Raw genomic sequence first — 18,975 nt, forward strand, 5'->3', positions numbered from 1 at the left:
GACGGGTGAATTTACAGTTAAAAAGAAGGGTTGAGCATGAAAGATGTCAGTGCTTATTATCCGGCTGGTGGGCGAGTTATTCTGCATGTGGATATGAATGCATTTTATTGTTCCGTTCATGCAGCGGAGGAGCCGGAGAAATATAAGGGACTGCCTACCGCGGTGGCAGGCAGTAGTGAGCTGCGCAAAGGTGTAATTGTAACCTGCTCTTATGAAGCCCGACGATTGGGCATTTCAACAGGGATGGTCGTTCAGCAGGCTCGCCGGATCTGTCCACAGCTCATTGTAATACAGCCTGATTTTCACTTGTATCGTCGTTATTCCAAAGCATTTATGAGCATTGCATATTCGTATACGCCTATGCTGGAAGCGACTTCAATTGATGAGTGCTATCTGGATATTTCTGGATCCAAACAGTTTGGAACACCTATGGAAATTGCTGAGGAAATCCAGCGCAGAGTAGAAGACGAGCTGGGCCTGCCCTGTTCAATTGGAGTTGCTCCTAACAAGTTGCTGGCCAAAATGGCTTCTGATCTGAAAAAACCACGCGGGATATCTATTCTACGTTTGCGTGATGTACCCAATATTTTGTGGAACCTTCCTTGTGGTCAATTGTTTGGTGTGGGCCGCAAAACGGCAGATAAGCTTCTACAAATGAATATTCGTACCATTGGGCAACTGGCTAAGGCCGATGAGCATATGCTGGTTGGCGTATTTGGTGTGACGGGTTCGTGGTTAAAATTGGCCGCTAACGGAATTAACCATTCACCTGTCAGCACTGAGCGGGAGCCAAACAAGTCCATTGGTCACACGACTACCCTGCCTATGGATGTGGTAAAGCTGGAAGAAGCCCAACGGGTACTTCTTAACATTAGTGATCAGGTAGCCCGGCGGCTTCGACGACACGGTATGCTGGCAGGAGGTATACAATTGACGATTCGGACGCCGGATATGAAGACCTTTACGCGTTCTCAAGTCAGGAGCACTCCTACGGAAAGTGCAGAGGACATATATAAGGAAGCTTGTTCGTTGTATCGTCGCCATTGGGGAGAAGATAAGCCTGTGCGCTTACTGGGGATTACGTTACAGCAGCTCATTCCAAAGGAGGAAGCGGCCGTTCAAATGGATCTATTTGAATACCAGGATCAGCCTAAGAAAGAAAGCTTATTGAAGACGATGGATGCACTGCGCGATAAGTTTGGTGAAAATGCAATTTTGACCGCTGGGATGCTGGGAGATGATCCTTCGGTACTTCTTCGCAACTCCAAGCTGCGCGGAACTTCGCTGCAAAAAGACAATCTACCAACTCCGGAGTGAACTTTTGGATAGATTATTGCAAGCATCACAAGCTTACGTTATAAGCATTTTTTGCACGAAGGATAAAGGAAAATAATTTGTAATAATATTGGGTTTGTATTAATATGTGAATAGAATGTAAAAGCTGGTTTGTTTGATTGTATAGGAGGAAGAGAAAAGTTATGGCTAAATACACTTGGGTAGAAAAAGATACATGCATTGCTTGCGGAGCCTGTGGCGCTACAGCACCTGACATTTATGATTATGATGATGAAGGTTTGGCTGAAGTGATCTTTGAAGGGGATGCAAACCAAGGCATCAAGGCAATTTCGGATGATTTGTTTGATGATATGCAAGATGCTTGCGACGGTTGCCCTACAGATTCCATTAAAGTAGCAGACGAGCCGTTCAATAAAGAAGGTTAAGCGTAGGCTTCTTTGATAGGCACAGCACCGACAGCTCCCTTCGCCGTATAACGGTGAAAGTAAGCTGTTGGTGCTGTTTTTTTTTTTAGATTATAAAATGGTTTAGCGGAGCTGAGCCATTCTATAATCGCAAGAAAAACTTCTGCCAAACGCGGTCTGGCTTCCGTGAAAGTCCATCGATAGACGTTTTTTTTATGTGCTGTCCATCGAGTCTATTTTTACCGATATACATAATAGGAAGTATGCAAGATTACACGATCAGGAGGATCCGATGAACCATTCGCCTCATCTTAAATCGTATGTAAAAAAACACCCTGATAATAAAATGGCCTGGTATTTACTCGGCAAAGAGTATGAGAGCAGCGGTCAGGAGGGCAAAGCAAATTATTGCTTCAATCGCGCAGGAGAAGTGTTCGAAGCCTTCGAGCATAAACAGATTCCGGCAGACGTATGGATGGAATATCAGGATAAACTGGTTCAGATGTCCAAGGAGAAGGAGCGAAGGACGGCTCGAACACGCCACCTGTTAACTGCGTTAATGGTACTACTGCTCATATGGGTTCCTTCAGCCAATTCACCGAGACCCTCAAATGAAAATACATCTGTTCCATCCGGAACTGAGCAGGCAGCAATTGATAATATTGAAGTTACGAAAGTGGCCACTGCTGATCCGAAGGAGATGGCCCAGATCGGTGCGGTTGGTGGTGTGTTTACGGCTCAAGCTCGAAAAGGGAGTGGAGCTGGAACGGGGCTTACTGATATGTTGGCTAAGACTAGCCGATTGCCGTCCAAGACTACGGTGTTGGGCATGGAGCAAGGGGGCTCGTGGCTGCTCTGGAGAGAGGGCATGAAGCCATTACTTAGTGTACAGAACAAAGGAAACGGCGAATTAGCTGTTCAGTCTTACGACGCCGCTGCGTGTGCTTGCAAGCCGTCAGACAGTGAAAATCTTCGCAAAGCAGGTCTAAAATGGGCTGCTGGACAGGAGGAATTAGCTGTGTTGAATAGCTCCATGCGTGCTTTTCGCTCACAGCATCAACGTCTTCCCCAGAGTCTTGATGAACTGACTCGAGACTTTCCCGCTAACACGATGTACGGTACGACAGACGGGATGAAGAAGGCTTTTACACCTATGCGTAAATTACTTGCTTCACCTGGACATGGAACTGGGAAGGCAGTAGATTTAGACGCTGACTCGTCGGCCGAAAGCAGTCCACTACTGGCATCGTCATTGCACGGACGACCTTTTCTGGGGCAACCGCTGCGAATTGTGGTGGACAAATCTAAGCACAGGCTCGCCCTGGTAAGTGGCAATGTACTTATTCGAAATTATCCTATCGGTTTGGGTGGAGAAAGAACACCAGAAGGGAAATTTGTGATTACCGATAAAGTAGTAAATCCGAACGGTAAATCCAACGGTGAGTTTGGTAGTCGTGGAATGCAACTGTCTGCAACGAATTATGCCATTCATGGCACGAACGAGCCGGACAGCATTGGCAAAAATGAGTCGTTGGGTTGCGTCCGAATGGGTAAAGAGGATGTGGAGGAATTGTTTGCACTCGTACCTTCGGGTACGGAGGTGGTCATTGGTAACGGGGGATTGCCTGATCAAGTGCTTGTGCCTGGTTCTCGATTTACAAGTGAGCCGCAGCATGACCAGACGAATCCCCGCAAAACCTATCACTGGCTAAATTAACGTTTTGATGCTATTGCTACTTGGTGTTTAACGATTTCCTGCTTGTGCTAAAACAATGACCAGAATAATCACAATGATGAGGAGAACAAAGCTGACGGCGGTCCATACAATCGCTTTCTTGTTCACCTCATCCTTTTTCTTTTGCAGACTGGGCGGCTTGCGCTTGGTCTTCATATCAGCAATCCCTCTTTTCTAACGGGCTAAGGTCTTGTCTTACTATGTCCATTGTAAATGGTTTGATTATACATTTTCAATGACATCTCCATGACAACTGAATTGTTCTGATACTACACCTCGCAAATTACTTTCTTTTTGGTATGGAAAAAGCTAAACTATTTTGTAGAGATGTTTTTTTAGGATTGTGCAAGGGCATAGAACGGAGTGGATGAATCGTGTTGTATCGAAGGATTGCGAAACCTGTTTTTTTTAAAATGAGTCCAGAGACGGCCCATCATGTAGTCATTGACGGCTTAAAACATGCGGGTTCACTCCCTGGTGGAGCAGCGACACTGCGAGGGATGTACGGAGTCAAGGAAACGGAGGATCTTGCCGTTGATCTGTTTGGCATTCATTTTCCCAACCCGATTGGACTGGCTGCAGGACTGGATAAAAATGCAGAAGCGGTTACTGGTTTTTCTTCCATCGGGTTTGGATTTATGGAAGTGGGAACGGTGACACCTGTGGGACAGCCCGGCAATGATCGACCTCGTTTGTTCCGACTGCCTCCCGATGAGGCGTTAGTTAATCGGATGGGCTTTAACAATCTGGGTGCTGAGAGCATGGCCAAACGTCTGGCTGCACTCAAACATCGACCTGTTCCGGTCGCAGTTAATATCGGTAAAAATAAACTCACGCCCAATGAGGATGCTCATAAGGACTATGAAAAGTGTATTTCTGCACTGTATCCATATGCGGACTTCTTTGTAGTGAATATTAGCTCGCCGAATACGCCGGATTTACGAAAGCTCCAGCATGGTCATGAACTGAAGTCGCTATTGGAAGCGGTTCGGGCAGAGATGGGAGTCCAGGCGAAAAAGTATGGCAATGCCAAGTCTGTACTGGTTAAAATTGCGCCGGATGTATCGGATGAGGAATTGGAATATATGACAGACGCGATTGCTGCCAGTGGAGTAGACGGCATTATTGCGACCAATACAACAATATCCAGAGCTGGTCTGACGCACCGAAATGCGAGTGAAACAGGAGGGCTGAGTGGTAAGCCGCTGCGTGACCGTTCCACAGAGGTCATCGGACGGGTGTATCGCCAGACGGAAGGTAAGCTGCCTATTATCGGATCAGGCGGCATCTTCACGAGTCGTGATGCCTATGACAAAATTAAAGCAGGCGCAAGCCTGATTGAAATTTATACAGCATTGATCTACGAAGGGCCGGAAGTAAATAGGGCTATACATGCTGGCCTGCGTGAGCTGCTTCGAAAGGACGGCTTTAGACACATTAACGAGGCTGTTGGTGCAGATCACAGATAAAAAAGTGTTGTCGGAAGAGACAGGAGGTACGGGGATGGACGGAAGAGACTGGGGAACATTTTTACTGCCATACGATCAGGCGGTGGAAGAGCTTAAGGTCAAGTTCAAAACAATGCGTGCGGAGCTGAAAAAGCGCGAGGAATACGCTCCTATCGAATTCGTAACCGGACGGGTTAAAAAAATATCAAGCATCCTCGATAAGGCGAAGAGATTACAAGTTCCTTCTGATCAGCTGGAGACGGGAATCGAGGATATTGCAGGCATTCGCATTATGTGTCAATTTGTAGAGGATATTCGGCGGGTGGCCGAATATATCAGAAGACGTAAGGATTTGACCGTACTGTATGAAAAGGACTATATCACCAATTATAAAGACAGCGGCTATCGCAGCTTTCATATGATTGTGGAGTATCCGGTTCAGACAGCAGTGGGGTTGAAAATCGTGCTGGCAGAGATTCAAATCCGTACGTTGGCTATGAATTTTTGGGCAACTATTGAGCATTCTCTTAGCTATAAGTATCGTGAAAGCTTGCCTGATAATATGCGCACACGGTTGAAAAAGGCAGCTGAGGCAGCCTTTGTATTGGATAATGAGATGTCTTCCATGCGTATTGAAATATTGGAAGCGCAGAAAAAGTTCGAGGATGAAGCCAATATCGTATCCAAAGTGCTAACAGGTATGCATCGGCTGTATTTCTACCATAAGATCAGTGAAACGATTGATGCGCAGCGCAGATTTAATGAACTGTGGGAACGGCACGACATGGAAGGAATCAAGCTGCTTCACGATGAGGTTAAAGAGATGCTAGAAGCCTCTACCAAGGAAGAAGACAGGGATGAATATTAAATGGCAAACCTTTCCTACGAACCGCTGTACGTGACTTATTTGGTATACTTCAATCGGGATCGGGATTACTTTGAATGTCATGAGGTACTGGAAGAGCTGTGGCTTAAGCTGGACCGTGACCCTGTATATAAAGGTTTGCTGCAAGTTGCTGTAGGACTGTATCATTTTCGGAATGGTAACTATCGTGGTGGACATATGATGCTGGATAGTGCGGTCCATCGGTTGAAGCATGCTCCTTCGCAGGCGCTGGGCATTAATATGGCGAAGCTGGTGGACGAGGCGCGCGTTTGCGCCCGTCAGCTTGCTGAAGCTGTTATGACCTGCACGGAGGAGCTTCAGCACCAACCGCCGGTTTATCGGGATTTGACGATTGAAATCGTCGAGCCCGGGTTGCGCCGTGCCGTGGAGAAGGCATCGTCGTCCATTCCAGTCAACATCCCGCAGCAGAGAGGTCCTCGGCGTGGGGAAAAGCATGAGCAGCGTCAGCAGGCGCTGGAAGCTTCAATTAGGCGAAGACAGGCCGCTGGCGGATCGGGCTTTGTCTCGGTGGAAACGAAGGATGCGCCTTGAGTTTGAAGCACATGCACATGATAAGCAAGCAGCCCGATCCGTTTCATGGGGATCGGGCTGCTTTATCGTTTCAGGTGTGTGAACGTTTGACTAGGAGGTTACGTTCTTTTTATATTTCTCAAAGAAGGCTTTGAAATCGTCGAGTGTGTACCCATTGTCCGAAGGACTTTCCTTCAACCCGCCTACCATACGTTCCTTTTCCACGCCTTTTTCGTAATAAATGAGCGTAGGGGTATACTCAATCTTATACTTGTCCCAGCCATCCTCATACTCACGCAGGTTAAATTCGTGCATCGTGATGTTCTCCTGCTTGCTCAAAGGCAAGAGCTTGGGAGTAGTGGCGCGGCAATGCACACAGTCGGACGCGAAATGATAGACGAAGAAGTTTTCCTTTTTGTCAATTTTGCTCTGTAGATCTTCTGGCTTAATAATTTGCTGATAGTTCGGGTCATTCAGCAGCTCTTGAGTAGCAGGATTTAACGAGGCTGTGGAAACGCCATACAGCTTGTTTTTAGTGCCTGAATTTAAAGCGAGCAGCACTCCAAGCAAAATGACCAGCACAACAAAAAAGCCGATGACAGGTATAAGCTTTTTTTTGTTGGATTTTTGTGCGTTCAATGCAATCTCTCCTATCAAAATTCAAAATATGTAGCTATGAATCTCATTATTATACAACATTACAGCTTGTAGTGAAAGTTTGTAAATCACACCGATATTGCAGGATAACAGGTTGAATATGGTACAATAAAATTTATTTTAAAAGGACAGGATGATTACGATTATGGGTGTACAGCTCCCCACAGCATTTGTAAAGCGCATGGAGCAATTGCTCGGCGACGAATTTGAAGCATTTATGACCGCCTATGACCACACGCCCCATGCCGGGATTCGCGTCAATACGTTAAAAATTCCGATGGAGGACTTTAAGGAACGTTCTCCGTTCGAACTGCGGCCGATTCCGTGGTGTGCCACGGGTTTCTACATTCCGCACGGTACAAAGCCGGGGTTACATCCTTACTACCATGCGGGGCTGTACTATGTACAGGAACCGAGTGCAATGTCTCCAGTTGAGCTACTCAATGTAGCTCAGGACGAAGCTGTATTGGACTTGTGCGCTGCACCGGGCGGGAAATCGACCCAAATAGCTGCCAAACTACAAGGAAGCGGCGTATTGGTGACAAATGATATTAGCGCGGACCGAACCAAAGCGTTGGCTAAAAATGTGGAATTGTACGGTGTGCGTAATGCCGTGGTACTGAATGAAAGCCCGGATCGAATCGCCGCTGCCTTTCCACATTTTTTTGACAAGATACTAATTGACGCACCTTGCTCGGGAGAAGGTATGTTCCGCAAGGATGAGGATATGGCAAAACAATGGGAGACGCATTCGGTGGATAAATGTGTAGTCATGCAACGGGACATTTTGCGTGTAGCGGCCTCAATGCTGAGCGCAGGAGGGAGAATTGTCTATTCGACCTGCACCTTTGCGCCAGAAGAAAACGAAGGAATGATCGCAGAATTTCTGGGAGCTCATCCCGATTTTGACGTAGTCCCTGTTCCATCGGAAGCAGGCTTTGCACCAGGTCATCCGGAATGGATGAGTGAAGAGGTCGCGGCAGCACACCCCGAACTGCGGGGAACAGCACGCCTTTGGCCGCATCTCGTAGAGGGAGAAGGCCATTTTATCGCTGTGTTGCAACATCAGGGTGGCAATGCTGCTGCGATGGAAGATCACACTGAATCCGGGGATTTGACTCAACGTGAGGACAAGAATGACAGGGCATTGAACATAGATGCAGTGTATCCACGGAAGAAGCAGTTTTTGTCCGTCAAGGAAGCGTTGACGCCAAGCGGTCAAGGAAGACATGCGACTGGTGAGCCTAAACGAAGTGGTAAAGGAATGGATGGGAAGTCCGGTAAAGGAAAGTCCGCGCGCGGCTTGGGTGGCAATAAGTCCCGTTCTGGCAAAGAAAATGTAAAATCCGCTGCACGCTCCCCACAGGATGTGCTGGAGTCCTATCACCAATTTGTGAAGGAGCAGCTGGAGGTGTGCTTAACAGGCTATACGGTGGTTTACGGAGATCGCATTTATCAGTCGCCACTGGCATCACATCGTTTGGACGGCCTGAAGGTGGTGCGACCAGGCTGGTTTATGGGTACCGACAAGAATGGTCGCTTTGTGCCTTCACATCCGCTGGCGGTGGCATTACGCCCTTCAGAGGCGGTTAGAAGCATCAATCTCTCCAGTTCAGATGCTGAGGCCATCCGGTATTTAAAAGGTGAGACCTTGTCCATCCCCGTTGAGAGAATGGCACTGCGGAACGAAGTCCAGCCCAAAGGCTATACTCTCGTGTGCATTGATGGTTATTCGGCTGGGTGGGGCAAATGGCAGGACGGCATGCTCAAAAATGAATACCCTACAGGCTGGAGGTGGACATCGGTATGAGTGGAAAAGGAAGACAAACGCAACGTTTGGACAAAGTTTTAACCCATATGGGATATGGCTCCCGTAGTGATATCAAGAGACAGGTGAAGCAAGGGATGATCACGGTAAACGGGAGAACCACCAAGGATAGCGGCTTACAGGTTCATCCCTACCAGGATCAGATTGAAGTGAACGGGGAACTTGTTGTTTTTCGGGAGTATATTTACATCATGCTGCACAAGCCACCGGGCGTCATATCTGCAACTGAAGATACGAGGGAGCGGACGGTGTTGGATTTGCTGAGTGCGGAAGAACGACATTTTGAGCCCTTTCCAGTAGGACGCTTAGATAAAGATACAGAAGGACTATTGTTGTTGACCAACGACGGTAAGCTAGCGCACGAACTACTTTCTCCACGGCGGCATGTCCCTAAAACGTATGAGGCTACCGTGTCGGGTCATGTCACGGAGGAGGATATTCATCAATTTACAGCAGGAGTGGAACTGGATGATGGGTATGTTACCCTTCCCGCGCAGTTGACCATTCTTCGTCACGAACATCCGTACCAGGCAGATGGAGAAGTCATTTCCTATATTTCGCTTGTAATCCATGAGGGTAAGTTTCATCAAGTGAAGCGTATGTTCGAGGCGGTTGGTAAAAAGGTGACCTATTTGAAAAGAACGGCCATGGGGCCATTGAAGCTGGATGAACAGCTTCCACTGGGCAGCTATCGAGAGCTGACTAGTGAAGAACTGGCATGGATCGGCCGGGATATAGCATCTGCGACGTCAGAAGTATGATAGGCAGATTAAATATAAATGACGCACAGGTTCTTATGAGATTCCTGTGCGTCATTTTATGATATAGGCAACCAGACAGAGAATTATTCAAACTCAACGTTCAACACTGAATTGCAGGTTACGAATTATTGTGCGCGTGCTGCCCGACTCTTTTTCACTTCGGCTGCTTTATAAGCTGTAACCTTGTTTTTACCTGTCGTTTTGGATATGTACATTGCTTGATCGGCCTGCTTGACCAGTTCATCCGGGTTCATTTCTTTCTTCACTGTACTGTATCCGACACTGATCGTGACAATGCTTTCTTCCGCGACCCGCTCGCGGATACGTTCTGCGACATGTCCAACCTTGGCACGTCGATCCACAACCATTGCGACCAGTTCCTCGCCACCGTATCGTCCGGTCAGTCCGATTTCATCCAGTTCATCCTCCATAATCTGTGCGACCTGTTTGAGTACTTCATCCGCACGAGCATGGCCCTGCGTATCATTCAGCTTTTTGAAATTGTCAATATCGCAAAAAATGACCGACACGCGGATTCCTTGATCCATATATCGCCGTAGTCGTCCCGAAAAATATTTGCGGTTATACAGCCCTGTCAGACCATCGGTGATGGAAGAACGGTAAATCCTTTGGAGCAGCTCCACAATCCGTTCAAACAGGATGATGAACAACGTAGTATAGTACAGCAATGGTAAAAATGACATATACAGGACTGCGTTTGACCTGCCTGCTTCTTCAGGGATGTCATTTCGCAGCCACAAATAGCCGAGCCAGAGCAAATACATGAATAAGCCCGCTACATACTTCTTTGGCTGTCCGATTCGTGGGGTTATGAACACAAGGCTCAGTATAAGTACCAGTACTCGATAAAACAGAGTGAACCCAACTAGTTTCGCTGCGCTGATCCAAGCGGGCAACAAACCTGCAGTCCAAGCAATAACCGGCAATATCAATAACGCACCCAGCAGCAGCAGGGTCCATGTCTGCACACGTTTCAGCTTCCGGTAGAGTTGAAATACGGCGGCATTGATGAGCACGAAGGCAGATGCCTCCAGCGCATTTTTCCACACGATTCCTTGGAGTTGTATCTTGCCTCCGCCTGCTGAATAGAGATTCATGGCTTCATATGTCATAATAATAATAGCGGCAACCGAAAAAAGGATATAGGCTTTTTTTCGTTGTCTGCTATATATGATCACGCACATCAGTGCCATCATGAGTATAATATACAAACCGCAGGCTGCACTTACGGCCCCGGCCAGAGATGGGAAACCCAAGGTTCCCGATAAGGACAACAACGTCAACATCACCGACTCCATTTGCAAAAGTAGTCAATCTATTGAACGGATGATACCGTTCCGATACAATAGACAGGATTTATCCCATTTAAAATGTTATAATTTTCTTTTGTGACTAACATTTATTCTCAATATATCATCTTTCAGAAAATCCGGAAACCTATACATACAATCTGTGATCCGGGCAGTTTAATGCTTGAAAGGGGAAGCACGTCATGAAATTGCTACAGGCTCTCTTTTTCCCACCCGAGCAACCGGGAGGCGTTTCATCCATGATTCCATATCTGCAAGAGCGATTTACATCCCCCCGTTGGGAAATGGAGCTATTTTCAATCCCTAAACGGATTCGCAACAAGGGTAGGGACGAAGTAACTTTTGATACCTTTGACTGGACGAGATATGAACAATATCCAATCGTCCAAAAATATATTCAGACGTACCGTGACTATTTGTGGTGGACACGGCTTCGTATTCAGAAGCCCTATGACCTCGTTCATGCCCATCATCCTATTGCCGGAATCGCCATGAAAACTGTTTTTCCTGACATTCCGCTCGTACAGACGATTCACTCTTCCTATGAGAAGGAGTTAATTCTAAACGGGAAAATAGAGGAGAACGGGCCTGAACACCAATTCTTGGTGTCACTGTATGGGGAAATGGAGCAGAAGGCGGATCGCTTGATAGCGGTATCTCATTCTTTTCAGCATTACTTAACTCCTTACGTTCAGAATCCGCAAGACATTGCAGTCATTCCGAACGGATATGATGAGAAGCGCTTCAAGCCCATTCCACACGAAAATGAAGTGACACAGCTCATAACCGTTTGCCGCCTTGTTCCGGCGAAAGGACTGGATATTTTATTGCGGGCCTGTGCTGAACTTAAAAAAAGAAATCTGGAATTTGTGCTTCATATTATTGGAGACGGTCCGGTTCGCCCTGAGCTGGAAGAGATGGCACGACAGCTCGATATATACCATGAGACGATTTTTTATGGATATACCCTTCATCCAGAAGAGTTTATGCCTTTCTTTGATGTATTTGTTTTGCCTTCTCGGGCGGAGGCCTTTGGTTCGGTATTTGCGGAAGCAGCGTTGAGTTGTCTGGCATTGGTAGGTACAGAAGTGGGAGGAATACCGGAGCAGATTGAGGATGGGGTAAATGGCCTGCTCGTGCCACCCGACAATCCGAGGGCACTGGCAGACGCTTTAGAGAAGGTCATTGCTGACCCTGCCTATCGTTATGAGCTGGCTAGATCTGCCTGTGATAAGGCTAAATCAAGCTATTCTTTAAGTCGAGCGGTTAACGAGTTGAAGAAAATGTATTTGAAATTTCCACATTAACCATGACGAGTATCACCTGGTTTGGAATCGGAATGCCGAAAGCTGGAGCGAGGACGTGAGGAACGGAAAGGTCTCCCGCGTCCTGCTATGATCAGTTTACTAACCCACATCAGACTGAGCATTCCGAAAATAGGATAAAGGACAGATAACAGTGAACTGAAGCCGAACTGACTGATTAAAAAACAGGTGAGCATAATGAATAGTGTGATGAGCTTGGGCGAAATTTGGACATGCTGACGAATTTGCAGACTGACTCCATAAATGTCGGCTACAAAGGTACTGAAGATTTCCATGAAAATGAGTAGAATGTATATGATTTCGACAAAGGCACCCAGACGGTAAGCAATGCTTCCCATAGGGATTTCAAATTGCTGAATACCCGGCATATGTGCTGACATGGCAAAGTGCGCAGCCATCAGCATAAATCCGACACCAATTCCTCCCAAAACTCCGCCCCAGCGGATGGTTCTTCGGGAAAAGGTTTGGCTGCCAAGGGGTACAAGCACGGCTTGGGCCATAGTCAGGTTGAAGGACGTGTACAGCAGTGGAGAGAGCAAGGTTCGAAATGTACTGTGATCTGTCGTATTCGTAATAAAGCTCTGAGGATTAGGCATGGAGAGCGTGCTGTGAACGAGCAGAAGAGACATGATGATCATCAAAGGGACAACCACGGTGTTCATGTGCAAGATGGCTTTAATGCCTTTACTTAGCAGCAAATAAGTTCCAATCAGTGTAATAAGCAGTCCGGTTTGGTAATGCAGGTGAAGGTGCTCTACAAAAACAGAGCCAGCTCCTGCCAGCATGACGCTGTTTACGCCAATCAGCACGATGAGTGTGAACCAGCTAATCCATTTCCCGGCATTGGCGCCAAAAAGATGTTTGTTCAGGTCCTCGTAGGATTTGGCTGAAATATCATGAGCGATCAGCATCATTTTCGTACCCAACCATACAAATATGATTGTGGATAGCATAATAGTGAGTGTAGCCCAACGACCGTACTGCGTAAAAAATTGCAGAATTTCTTGTCCGGTAGCAAATCCGGCACCGACGATTGTACCGATGTATGTAAAAGCAATCTGGAAAACATGAATATTACGTTTCATCCCCAGTCCCTCCTTGCCTGCTTGAATAACGCTGCAGCGAGCATATAATACAAACTATGTTCAACTGAAATAGGACATGACTGGATGAGACTGAAAATAATTAAAGTGAATTTAATGAATAGCTTGACGGGAGCGTAATTTATGGGTCAAATCCTTGCATGGATACTGGAATACGGATATTTGGCAATGTTCGGTTTGCTTGCACTTGGAGTAGCGGGTATGCCGATACCCGACGAAGTGCTAATGATCGCCTTCGGCGGGCTCGTGTCTCAAGGGCACTACAACTTCATTGCTGCACTGGCAGTCACATTTTTCGGTAGTATGACGGGTATGATGCTTAGCTACACCCTGGGGCGTCTGCTGGGCAAACCACTTTTGCATCGATACGGAAAATGGGTGAGGCTTACGCCTTCTAGAATTGCCTCTTCTGAAAATTGGTTTGGGCGCTATGGTACCTGGGGAATCCTGTTCGGATATTTTGTCCCCGGCTTGAGACATGTATCCTCATATCTGGCAGGTACAACCCGTCTAGGCGTTTTTCGCTATATCAGTTATGCATCAGCAGGAGCTTTGCTGTGGTGCGGTACATTTTTGGGGATTGGACATGCGGTGGGCATGCATTGGGAGCAGGTGGCGAAGCTAATGGAGAAGGTGACGCATCGGATAGGGCTGGTCGTTATTCTTTTAATCGTTGTGGGAGGAATCACCGCATGGTTCTGGAACAAGCGTAAAAAAAATGTCACATGACCGCATGGAAAGCAGCTACAGCTTGAAAGCGGCGGGTGAAGTATGGTACTTTTACCGCATAGGAATGTCGTGGGAGGTCATGTAATGGAAGTATTAAAGAAACGAATTTTAAATGAAGGCGTGATTGCATCAGATCAGGTGCTGAAGCTGGATGGTTTGCTTAATCACCAGGTTGATCCAGAGCTGACAATGGCAATGGGACGAGAGTTCGCAGCACGTTTCCGGGAAGAGAAGATCACCAGAGTAGTGACCGTGGAGTCCTCAGGCATTGCCATCGGGTTTGCGACAGCATTGGAATTGGGTGTACCGTTGGTATTTGCTCGTCGTAAAAAGACCCTATTAGCTGATCCAGACGCGCTATGTGAACGCGTACCTTCGTTTACTAAAGGTATTGTTACGGATATTATGCTGTCTCGTCAATTTATTCACGAAGATGATCGTGTTCTGTTCATTGATGATATTATCGCTAATGGTGATGCGGCACGAGGCATGGTTAAAATCATTCAACGCTCCGGAGCGGAGTTGATTGGATTCGGTGTCGCGGTGGAAAAAAGCTTTCAGGCCGGAGCGAGAACCATCCGTGAGCAGGGTATTCGTGTAGAGTCATTGGTCAAAATTTCGTCGTTAGCTGACGGCAAGATTGAGTTTGCTGAATAGTAACAATTCAAAACTCCTGATCCTTATTTCTAATAATAACCTTTGCATGAGCTTCAATTTCGCTTATAATATAGATAAGGTTTTGGAGAGGAGGCAGCAACATGGGGAAAGAACAATTGACCGAACAGTTTTTTCTGGAAAAACTGGCAGCGGCTAAAGTACACTTTGAGCGTGCCTTGGATTGTAAGCATACGGAATTCGACGATTTGTATCCCTATATGATTGAACATCCTCAGTTTTTTTGGTATAAACGCTATGTGGCCTGGTCTGAGTTGTTGACGTTGGTTAACCTATGCGAAGAATTGTCCTTCTCTTGGAAAGAAGAATTTACTGCTCACCAAGTGGAGTATGTAGATCAGCGAGTGTTGTCTGCACAAGTGCTGGACTTCTGGTACGAGAAGAACGATACAAAAGAACATGATCACAGTGTAAACCAGTCGGGATAATTTGTCGCTCTGTTGGCAATCCATATAAGTAGTAAGAGAGAAGAGACCTAAATGATTGTTTAGGTCTCTTTTTAAACTTTTTTCATGTATATAGAATCATGGTTGCTGTGTTAAAAAAGTGAATAAGGAGGGGACAAGGATGATTATGGACGAAGAATTGGATGCTTATCGACTCTCCGGTGAAAAGGTGCGTGTCGTACGCGATGGATTGGAGTCCAACGATGTTGTTGGCATTGTACTGGCATGGGATGATGAACAGGTGCTTATTCGCCGCCAGAATCGACGTGTGGTCAAGTTGGATCGCAGTTATACATACCAGCCGTTCGGCGAGCCGCGTCACAATCCGATAGATCTGGGTTAGGAAGGGGTTCCAAATGGGTGTTGGATAAAAATAACTGAGCGATTCATTAGGCATACAGAAACTCTAAATCGGACACAGTAATGAAGGGAAATCCAACAGAGAGGACGTGCTGTGTCAATGACGGTTATGGACGAAAAAGTACATGCATACAAGGATCAAATCAGCCATTTGGAAGATCAGTTGCCCGAGGTAGTTCATGCATATCATCGCTTTACCGGAGAGTGCTTTCAAGCCGGCAGCTTAGATGAGAAAACCAAGCAACTGATTGCGCTAGGCATTGGCTTATTTGCCAACAATGAAGTATGCACGTTTTATCACGTGGACGAGGCGCGGTCCAAAGGAGCCAGTGATCAGGAAATTATGGAGACCATTGCTGTGGCCGCAGCAGTAGGTGGAGGACATGCTCTAAGTCAAGGGGTTACGCGTGTACAGAAGGCGTTGCAATAAAGCAAATCATTAATAGATATGCTTATACTTCGTGATAGCGAATATAGATCGATTTTGATATATGATGGTTATGGAAAGGAGCTTCCGAGCACAGTTGGTGTCTGCGGAAGCTTCTTTCTTTTGCGTGTTTGTTGTGCGGGGACTATGCTCTTCTGCTTGCGGCAAAAGCAGCAGGGCGAGACGTTTTACGCTTATAGGCCAAAGAGGATGTAACCAAACTTCGTTCAACGATGCGTAGGGGTTTGGAAGTTGAATTGTTTGGTAATTCGGGGCGATGTTTCTCTAGTAAAGGAAGGGCGGCTGTATGAGGCATGGAGGTCGAGAGCCCCAGATATGCTCGCATCCGCTCATACATTTCTTTACGGAATGCTGGCATAGCCATATTGAACTGCTCTTTATTTCCTTTACTTATATAGGTGGCGTGAACGCCGGAGTGGTTTTGTTGTATGTCTAGAACATGAATGTGATATTTATTAAATTCATGTTTTATTTCAGATAGCAGGATTCCGGTACGATCTACACCTGCGTTAACCATTTCGACATAAAGATCAGGGGTTTTCAGCATACCGCTTTCTTCAAGAATTAGGCTGTCCCGCTCAAATACTTTTTGAATAAAGGTAAGGAGCAGATAACTTTTCACAAGAGACCATTCATGCTGAGTAGTATCTAAAGAAGTCATTACCATTCACCGCCTTAGGAAAATGTGATGATAATTCATAACCGATTGAAAAAAAGAACCTTCGTTCCTGAGAACTTATGTTCTTATTTTAGCTTATTATTCCTTTTTTATCAAGGGGAAATTAACAAACATAAAAGGTTTGACATCTTGATATGAGCATGGTATGATCTATCTTGTCGCTAAGAAAGATAGATCTTTCGAGGTATATGACAACATATATGCGGTCGTGGCGGAATTGGCAGACGCGCACGGTTCAGGTCCGTGTGGGCTAACCCCCGTGGAGGTTCGAGTCCTCTCGACCGCATCATCTTATAATATACAGGTTTGTGAATTGCTTTTATAGCAGTTTGCGGACCTTTTTGTATGCTTAAAAAATTTAAGTTGTTACCCAAGACCTGTGTCGAAGAAATCTCTCCGAAGCTATGAGAACAGGATAATAAGTCTACTGTTGGAATGACCTTATAAGCGCATTCCGGTGGATTTTTTCCCATTTCTATTATGAAGTCGATATTTTCACCTCTTCTATCTCTTTCTTTCCAGCCTTGCCATGCTTGATCTTATTTCAGTTCAATCTACTCAATATGCTTACCAATGGCTGTCGAAATTTTCCTAATTGAATCTACTGAATACGAGACTTTTGGAGGCGATTAAAAAATAACAAATAAAACAACTGCCGCTCGTGAGATGTAGCGGCAGTTGTTTAGAATTAACTACATGGAATTAACTGTATCAAAACTCAACATCTCTTTTTTTCTTGGAGCGCGCCCCTGCCAAACGGACAACTAGCGAAGCTACCACCAAAATTGCAGTTACTCCCACAAGGATAACAAAAAAGGATTGATCAAAAGCAGAACGGCCCGCATCTTTCAGTGCTTCTGCAGCCTGGGCAGGCAAACCCTCTGCAGCTATGAGCGCTTCATCCAGGCTGTCTTTCACATTCGCTGGAACGTGGAGTCCCGTAGGGACTTTCATAGCTAGGGAATACGCAAGAGTTGACATGCTTCCGATGATAGCAATCCCTGATGCTCCCCCCATTTCATAGGCAACTTCTTCAATCGATGCAGCCATGCCTGCTTTGTGTGCCGGGGCATAGTTCATAATGGAGTGAGATGCTGCTGTCATACCTGCTCCCAAACCCACACCAAGTAAAGCCAATCCAAGAATCTGCCCGGCCATGCCTGAATTAAATTGCGTGAGATAGATGCCCATTCCCAGACCGGCAATCAGAAGAGAGGAGCTTTTAATACGGATAACGTCATAGCGATGCAATATGGACCCGGTTAAGGGGCCGGCAATGAGAGATGCAATCGGTATGCTGATCGTGTACAGTCCTGCTTGGAGAGGCGACAGACCTTCCACCAGTTGAAGACGCTGGGTTACAATATATTGAATCCCCATCTGTGTAAATGCACCCACCAAGGCAGTTATAAATCCGGTGCTGAACCTTGTAATTTTAAATAAAGTAAGATCAATAAGAGGGCTAGCGCTTTTATTTTGACGACGGATAAAGATGATAAGTGCCAAGACGCCGATAACCGCACCTATTACGGCCAATATTGGAGACCCGTCACGACGGGCAAACTCTTTGATGGAATAGATGAGTCCCACCATGGCGATCATGATTTGGATGGAGCCGGTAAGATCCCATTTTTTCTCTTTATTGCCCGCATGTTTTGGAACATAAATCAGAGTTAATGCAAAAGCAATGATCGCAATCGGCAAATTAATCAAAAATACAGAACCCCACCAAAAATGCTCTAAAAGAAGCCCGCCGACGATAGGACCTAGTCCTGCTCCTCCTGCAGAAACGGAGCCCCAAATGCCGATCGCGAATCCACGCTCGCGTTCATCTGTAAATGTAACCCTAATGATTGACAAGGTAGCGGGCATCATCATAGACGCTCCGACTGCAAGAAGAACTCGAGACGCCACCAATACAAAGGGCACGGGGGAAAAGGCGGCAGTAAGCGAAGCAGCAGCAAATACAAGCAACCCGAGGGTAAAGATTTTTTTATAACCCAAGCGGTCCCCAAGCGTTCCCATTGCTGGCAGCAGACCCGCCATAACGAGCGAGTAGCCATTGAGAATCCATAATTTTTCTGACGCTGATGCACCGAGGTCATGGGTTAAGCTCGGCAATGCGGTATACAGGATGGTCATATCCATCACAATAAGCAAAAGAGCGCTTGATACGATAGCTAGAACCAACCAGCGTTTGAATTTAGACATGTTGTTCCTCCGTGAATACAAATTTAAGTTATTACAATTTAAAACCTTAATCTATAGGGTTACCCTATAGTCAAGTGCTAATTCTCGGGATAAAATAGACATACTAAACTTCTAAAACATAA

General features: G+C 46.2%; 21 protein-coding genes and 1 tRNA gene. 15 read left to right on the top strand and 7 right to left on the bottom strand.

Annotated elements, in window-relative coordinates:
- Nucleotides 1-36: 36 nt before the first annotated feature.
- Together ACUUJN_RS09100 and ACUUJN_RS09105 are read left to right on the top strand one after the other, a co-directional pair.
- Nucleotides 37-1,317, top strand: a complete 1,281-nt coding sequence (locus tag ACUUJN_RS09100) for a DNA polymerase IV (protein WP_235308035.1) — start codon at nt 37-39, stop codon at nt 1,315-1,317.
- Between the two features lie 161 nt (nt 1,318-1,478).
- Entirely contained in the window at nt 1,479-1,721 is a 243-nt protein-coding gene (locus ACUUJN_RS09105) for a ferredoxin (protein ID WP_023988031.1), read from the top strand.
- Here ACUUJN_RS09105 and ACUUJN_RS09110 read toward each other — a convergent pair.
- Nucleotides 1,718-1,870 (bottom strand): hypothetical protein, encoded by a 153-nt coding sequence (locus ACUUJN_RS09110; RefSeq protein ID WP_340858699.1) that lies wholly within the window; start codon nt 1,868-1,870, stop codon nt 1,718-1,720. The genes ACUUJN_RS09105 and ACUUJN_RS09110 overlap by 4 nt on opposite strands.
- Before the next feature lie 122 nt (nt 1,871-1,992).
- On the opposite strand from ACUUJN_RS09110, the gene ACUUJN_RS09115 reads away from it, so the two are divergent.
- A complete protein-coding gene (locus tag ACUUJN_RS09115; protein WP_076294914.1) occupies nt 1,993-3,417 on the top strand; it encodes a L,D-transpeptidase in 1,425 nt (474 codons plus the stop codon).
- Nucleotides 3,418-3,444: 27 nt separating this feature from the next.
- Here the strand turns inward: ACUUJN_RS09115 and ACUUJN_RS09120 are convergent, their stop codons facing one another.
- Nucleotides 3,445-3,591: a hypothetical protein gene (locus ACUUJN_RS09120; protein WP_023988033.1), complete on the bottom strand. Its 147-nt coding sequence runs from the start codon at nt 3,589-3,591 to the stop codon at nt 3,445-3,447.
- 218 nt (nt 3,592-3,809) lie between these two features.
- Here ACUUJN_RS09120 and ACUUJN_RS09125 point away from each other — a divergent pair, with 218 nt between their 5' ends.
- Genes ACUUJN_RS09125 through ACUUJN_RS09135 form a run of 3 tightly spaced genes read left to right on the top strand, consistent with a single transcriptional unit; the run spans nt 3,810 to nt 6,321 of the window.
- Nucleotides 3,810-4,904, top strand: coding sequence for a quinone-dependent dihydroorotate dehydrogenase (locus tag ACUUJN_RS09125; RefSeq protein WP_023988034.1), 1,095 nt, complete (start codon nt 3,810-3,812; stop codon nt 4,902-4,904).
- 34 nt (nt 4,905-4,938) lie between these two features.
- Nucleotides 4,939-5,751: a GTP diphosphokinase gene (gene yjbM / locus ACUUJN_RS09130; protein ID WP_340858698.1), complete on the top strand. Its 813-nt coding sequence runs from the start codon at nt 4,939-4,941 to the stop codon at nt 5,749-5,751.
- Nucleotides 5,752-6,321 (top strand): DUF309 domain-containing protein, encoded by a 570-nt coding sequence (locus ACUUJN_RS09135; RefSeq protein ID WP_340858697.1) that lies wholly within the window; start codon nt 5,752-5,754, stop codon nt 6,319-6,321.
- 90 nt (nt 6,322-6,411) lie between these two features.
- On the opposite strand, the gene ACUUJN_RS09140 is transcribed toward ACUUJN_RS09135, so the two are convergent.
- The gene (locus tag ACUUJN_RS09140) at nt 6,412-6,939 is read right to left on the bottom strand and encodes a thioredoxin family protein (protein WP_013309735.1); all 528 of its coding nucleotides are present in this window, start codon (nt 6,937-6,939) and stop codon (nt 6,412-6,414) included.
- 163 nt (nt 6,940-7,102) lie between these two features.
- On the opposite strand from ACUUJN_RS09140, the gene ACUUJN_RS09145 reads away from it, so the two are divergent.
- Nucleotides 7,103-8,767, top strand: a complete 1,665-nt coding sequence (locus ACUUJN_RS09145) for an RsmB/NOP family class I SAM-dependent RNA methyltransferase (protein ID WP_254348001.1) — start codon at nt 7,103-7,105, stop codon at nt 8,765-8,767.
- Nucleotides 8,764-9,546, top strand: a complete 783-nt coding sequence (locus ACUUJN_RS09150) for a pseudouridine synthase (RefSeq protein WP_023988038.1) — start codon at nt 8,764-8,766, stop codon at nt 9,544-9,546. Before ACUUJN_RS09145 ends, ACUUJN_RS09150 begins: the two co-directional genes overlap by 4 nt.
- 125 nt (nt 9,547-9,671) lie before the next feature.
- Here the strand turns inward: ACUUJN_RS09150 and ACUUJN_RS09155 are convergent, their stop codons facing one another.
- Complete coding sequence (locus tag ACUUJN_RS09155) at nt 9,672-10,853, bottom strand: GGDEF domain-containing protein (RefSeq protein ID WP_068940274.1); 1,182 nt, start codon at nt 10,851-10,853, stop codon at nt 9,672-9,674.
- Between the two features lie 206 nt (nt 10,854-11,059).
- On the opposite strand from ACUUJN_RS09155, the gene ACUUJN_RS09160 reads away from it, so the two are divergent.
- The gene (locus tag ACUUJN_RS09160) at nt 11,060-12,184 is read left to right on the top strand and encodes a glycosyltransferase family 4 protein (protein ID WP_484669517.1); all 1,125 of its coding nucleotides are present in this window, start codon (nt 11,060-11,062) and stop codon (nt 12,182-12,184) included.
- On the opposite strand, the gene ACUUJN_RS09165 is transcribed toward ACUUJN_RS09160, so the two are convergent.
- Entirely contained in the window at nt 12,181-13,287 is a 1,107-nt protein-coding gene (locus tag ACUUJN_RS09165) for a YkvI family membrane protein (protein WP_023988041.1), read from the bottom strand. The two genes, ACUUJN_RS09160 and ACUUJN_RS09165, sit on opposite strands and share 4 nt — an antisense overlap.
- A 141-nt stretch (nt 13,288-13,428) precedes the next feature.
- Between ACUUJN_RS09165 and ACUUJN_RS09170 the strand changes: the two genes are divergently transcribed.
- From ACUUJN_RS09170 to ACUUJN_RS09190, 5 genes are all read left to right on the top strand, one after another.
- Nucleotides 13,429-14,034: a DedA family protein gene (locus tag ACUUJN_RS09170; protein ID WP_023988042.1), complete on the top strand. Its 606-nt coding sequence runs from the start codon at nt 13,429-13,431 to the stop codon at nt 14,032-14,034.
- A gap of 84 nt (nt 14,035-14,118) precedes the next feature.
- A complete protein-coding gene (locus ACUUJN_RS09175; RefSeq protein ID WP_023988043.1) occupies nt 14,119-14,691 on the top strand; it encodes a xanthine phosphoribosyltransferase in 573 nt (190 codons plus the stop codon).
- A 101-nt stretch (nt 14,692-14,792) separates the two neighbouring features.
- On the top strand, nt 14,793-15,137 hold the full coding sequence (locus ACUUJN_RS09180; protein ID WP_007429850.1) for a hypothetical protein: 345 nt from the start codon (nt 14,793-14,795) through the stop codon (nt 15,135-15,137).
- Nucleotides 15,138-15,276: 139 nt separating this feature from the next.
- The gene (locus ACUUJN_RS09185; RefSeq protein ID WP_023988044.1) at nt 15,277-15,498 is read left to right on the top strand and encodes a hypothetical protein; all 222 of its coding nucleotides are present in this window, start codon (nt 15,277-15,279) and stop codon (nt 15,496-15,498) included.
- A gap of 117 nt (nt 15,499-15,615) precedes the next feature.
- Nucleotides 15,616-15,945, top strand: coding sequence for a carboxymuconolactone decarboxylase family protein (locus tag ACUUJN_RS09190; protein ID WP_013309744.1), 330 nt, complete (start codon nt 15,616-15,618; stop codon nt 15,943-15,945).
- Between the two features lie 142 nt (nt 15,946-16,087).
- On the opposite strand, the gene ACUUJN_RS09195 is transcribed toward ACUUJN_RS09190, so the two are convergent.
- Entirely contained in the window at nt 16,088-16,624 is a 537-nt protein-coding gene (locus ACUUJN_RS09195; RefSeq protein ID WP_023988046.1) for a YhjD family protein, read from the bottom strand.
- Between the two features lie 220 nt (nt 16,625-16,844).
- Here ACUUJN_RS09195 and ACUUJN_RS09200 point away from each other — a divergent pair.
- A tRNA-Leu gene (locus tag ACUUJN_RS09200) sits at nt 16,845-16,928 on the top strand.
- A gap of 425 nt (nt 16,929-17,353) precedes the next feature.
- Here ACUUJN_RS09200 and ACUUJN_RS09205 read toward each other — a convergent pair.
- Nucleotides 17,354-18,853 carry an MFS transporter gene (locus ACUUJN_RS09205; protein WP_484669518.1) on the bottom strand — a complete coding sequence of 500 codons (1,500 nt, stop codon included), beginning with the start codon at nt 18,851-18,853 and terminating at the stop codon, nt 17,354-17,356.
- Nucleotides 18,854-18,975 lie beyond the last annotated feature (122 nt).

It is taken from the genome of Paenibacillus sp. LRG-1 (genome assembly GCF_057220305.1).